This window comes from Streptomyces sp. NPDC060209 (assembly GCF_042728155.1).
Classification (GTDB): domain Bacteria; phylum Actinomycetota; class Actinomycetes; order Streptomycetales; family Streptomycetaceae; genus Streptomyces.
In genome coordinates this window covers 1-3,287 of sequence record NZ_JBHWZS010000510.1, presented here as the reverse complement: position 1 = coordinate 3,287, position 3,287 = coordinate 1, and the positions used below count along the sequence as shown (strand labels likewise).

Below are 3,287 nucleotides of genomic sequence, written 5' to 3'. Positions count from 1 at the left end.
CACCTGTGCGGTGCCCGGCCTCCGTCGTGATCGGCACGAGTCGTGACCGGGGCCGGCGCTGATCGGCGTCGGCCCCGATCCCGGCCGGTCCCGGTCAGCGTCGGTCCTGAGGGGGGTCAGTTGTCGGGGTCGGCCCGCTCCAGCGCGGGCCGCTGTCCGGCGGCGGACTCCGTCAGGAGGTAGTCGGCAGCGGCCGTGTCCGTGACGAGGCTGGTGACCAGTCCCGAACGCAGCACCGCGCCGATCGCAGCCGCCTTGCGCTGCCCTCCGGCGATGGCGACCACCTCGGGGATCCGGCGCAGCCGGTCGGCCTCCACCGTGATGCACCGCTCGCCGAGGTCCCGTCCGACCCGGCGCCCGTTCGTGTCGAAGAGGTGCGCGGACATCTCCGCCGCCACACCGAGCGAGGCGTAATGGCTGCGCTCCTCGTCCGAGAGCATGTCGTGGACCGTGGAGATGCCGGGCTCCCAGGAACCGATGGAGACCGCGGCGACCGTCACCTTGTCGAAGTACTCGAAAGCGCGCGCGATCCCCGTCTGGTGCCGCAGCGCGGCCGCCGTCGCCGGATCGGGCAGCAGCATCGGAGCGTAGATCGGGTGCGCCTCCCCGCCGGACACCTGCGCGGCGCGGCGGACCGCCTCGACCGAGCCGCGCTCTGCCGTACCCGCGTCGTAGACGCCGGTCAGCTGCACGACCGTGCACGGGGGCAGCCGGTCGAGGGCCGCCGCCATGTGGATGGTGGAGCGGCCCCAGGCCAGCCCCAGCACATCGCCCTCGTTCACCAGCTCACCGAGCAGCTCGGCCGCGACCTCACCCAGATTCTCCGGGTCCGCGGCGTCGTCCTGCTCCTCCGCCGGGGACTCGACCACGACAGCGTGCCGCAGGCCGTAGCGCGCCCGGAGCGCGTCGGAGCGCTCCGCGTCCAGCTCCGCCGGTACCCGGATCTCGATCCGTACGAGATCACGCTCGAGGGCCGTCTCCAGGACCCGGGCCACCTTGAAGCGGCTGACGCCGAACTCCTCGGCGATCTGGATCTTCGACTTTCCCTCGAGGTAGAAGCGACGCGCCATGGCCGCCGCCTGCACCAGCTCCGCGGGTCCCATCCGCATGGCTGACCGACCCGCCGAGATGCCAGACACCGCGATCTCCTCACTGCTGTTCACACGCTCGATACGCCGTTCATCCTGTCAGATCCGGCGATCCTTGATCAGGCCCGTCGGGCCGCGTTCATCTGAGCTTGGTTCAGTGGCCGCATGCCCAGGGTGCGGAAGCCGTGACCGTGTCCGCCTGTGCGCGCAGTGCCCGCACGGCCTCGGCCGGGTCCTCGGCGCCGTACACCGCGGAGCCGGCGACGAACACGTCCGCGCCGGCCTCGGCGCATCGCTCGATGGTGGTGGCGGAGACCCCGCCGTCGACCTGCAGCCACAGCTCGAGACCGTGCTTCGAGATCAGCTCACGGGTGCGGCGGATCTTCGGCAGCATGATGTCCAGGAACGCCTGGCCGCCGAATCCCGGCTCCACCGTCATGATCAGCAGCATGTCGAGCTCGGGGAGCAGGTCCTCGTACGGCTCGATGGGCGTCGCGGGCTTCAGCGCCATGGAGGCGCGCGCCCCCTTGGCCCTGATCTCCCGGGCGAGGCGCACAGGCGCGGCCGCGGCCTCCACGTGGAAGGTGACCGAACCGGCACCGGCCTCGACGTACTGCGGCGCCCAGCGGTCCGCGTCCTCGATCATGAGATGGCAGTCCAGCGGGGTGTCCGTGGCCTTGCTCAGCGCCTCCACGATGGGCACACCGAGCGTCAGATTGGGCACGAAATGGTTGTCCATGACATCGACATGGAGCCAGTCGGCGCCTTCCACGGCCTTCGCCTCATCGGCGAGACGTGCGAAATCGGCGGACAGGATGCTGGGGTTGATCTGGGCCATGCACCCAAGCCTGCCATGCTCGGCGCCACTTCCTTGCCGCGGTGCGCCCCAAAGCCTCACGGGATCATTACGGTTCATGCGATCCCGGCCTTTTCGACCCGCGATTCCGTGTCCCGGTCCTGGACCGCCCACGGGCTCGGGCGGACGGGGCGGGGCCCGCGGCCCTTGATCCGTCCCCGACTCCGGCCCGCCGGAGACGGGCGCGACGGACCCGGCGGGCGCCGTACGGACCGGTTGAGCCCGCTCCCATCCGTACCAGGGCGCGGACAGCCCCTGGTGCCCGCCATGAGGCTGTGTTAGAAACTCTCCGTGATCAGCGACCAGTTCCTGAAGGAGCGCCTCAGCATCGATCTCTGCCGTGTGACCAGCTGCTCCTGTTGAGCCTGGCCCGGCAGCGCTGAGCGCTTCCAGAACTGTGCGGCGTCGTCCGCCCGCCTTCCGGCCGCCCCTCGGGTGAGCCGGCGGTCCCCCTCCAGAACCCTGTCCGCGAGCCGGACCGGACGGTTCCCGTCCGTGTACGGCGCACCGGCCGGACACGTTCTGCAGGCCCCTCCCCCCGTTGCCCGCGGGCGCCGTCGTCCGCGCCCCGCGTCCGCCTGCCCGGCCCTGTCCGCCCTTCCGGCGGCCCGGTGTCTTCGGCACCTCTCGACGGAGCCCGCCATGACCACACCCACCACCACGGAGAAGCAGCCGTCCGGCCCGGCGCTCTCCGGTGAACCCGCCGCCGCGCCCTCTCCGCGCCGCCGCTCGCCGGAGAGGGCCGCGCGGCTGCGCCGGGTGGGGCTGCGGCTCCTCGCGCTGGTCGTGCTGCTGGCCCTCTGGCAGCTCGTCACCGCCCTGCGGTTGTGGTCGCCGTTGCTGGTACCGCCGCCGTCAGCCGTCTGGGACGCGCTCGTCGAGACGTCCGGCACCCATGACGGGGTGCGCGGCTACCAGGGCCACACCCTGATCGAGCACCTGGGCATCAGCCTGCGCCGCATCGCGATCGGTGCGGGCGCCGGTGTCCTGGCCGGGCTCGTGGCCGGGGTGCTGATGGGCACGCTGCCGTGGGTGCGGGTGGTGTTCGAACCGGCGGTGGCCTTCCTCCGTACCCTGCCGCCGCTCGCCTACTTCAGCCTGCTGATCATCTGGTTCGGCATCGACGAGGCGCCCAAGCTGTGGCTGCTGGCGATCGCCGCCATGCCGCCCGTGGCCGTGGCCACCGCGTCCGCCGTCGCCTCCGCGCCCGCCTCCCTGGTGGAGGCGGCACGGGCCATCGGGGCACGCCGCTCGCAGGTGGTCGCCTCCGTCGTCCTGCCGTCCGCGCTGCCGGAGATCCTGGTCGGCGTACGGCTGGCGTTCGGGATCGCCTACTCCTCGGT

3 protein-coding genes are annotated in these 3,287 nt (G+C 72.1%); 1 reads left to right on the top strand and 2 read right to left on the bottom strand.

The features are described 5' to 3' along the window. Nucleotides 1-116: 116 nt before the first annotated feature. Together ACFWFI_RS41965 and rpe are read right to left on the bottom strand one after the other, a co-directional pair. Complete coding sequence (locus tag ACFWFI_RS41965; protein WP_387401104.1) at nucleotides 117-1,103, bottom strand: sugar-binding transcriptional regulator; 987 nt, start codon at nucleotides 1,101-1,103, stop codon at nucleotides 117-119. A 139-nt stretch (nucleotides 1,104-1,242) separates the two neighbouring features. After that, nucleotides 1,243-1,926, bottom strand: coding sequence for a ribulose-phosphate 3-epimerase (gene rpe, locus ACFWFI_RS41960; RefSeq protein ID WP_387401102.1), 684 nt, complete (start codon nucleotides 1,924-1,926; stop codon nucleotides 1,243-1,245). Nucleotides 1,927-2,586: 660 nt separating this feature from the next. Between rpe and ACFWFI_RS41955 the strand changes: the two genes are divergently transcribed. Continuing rightward, on the top strand, nucleotides 2,587-3,287 hold a 701-nt coding region (locus ACFWFI_RS41955; RefSeq protein WP_387401100.1), incomplete at its 3' end, for an ABC transporter permease.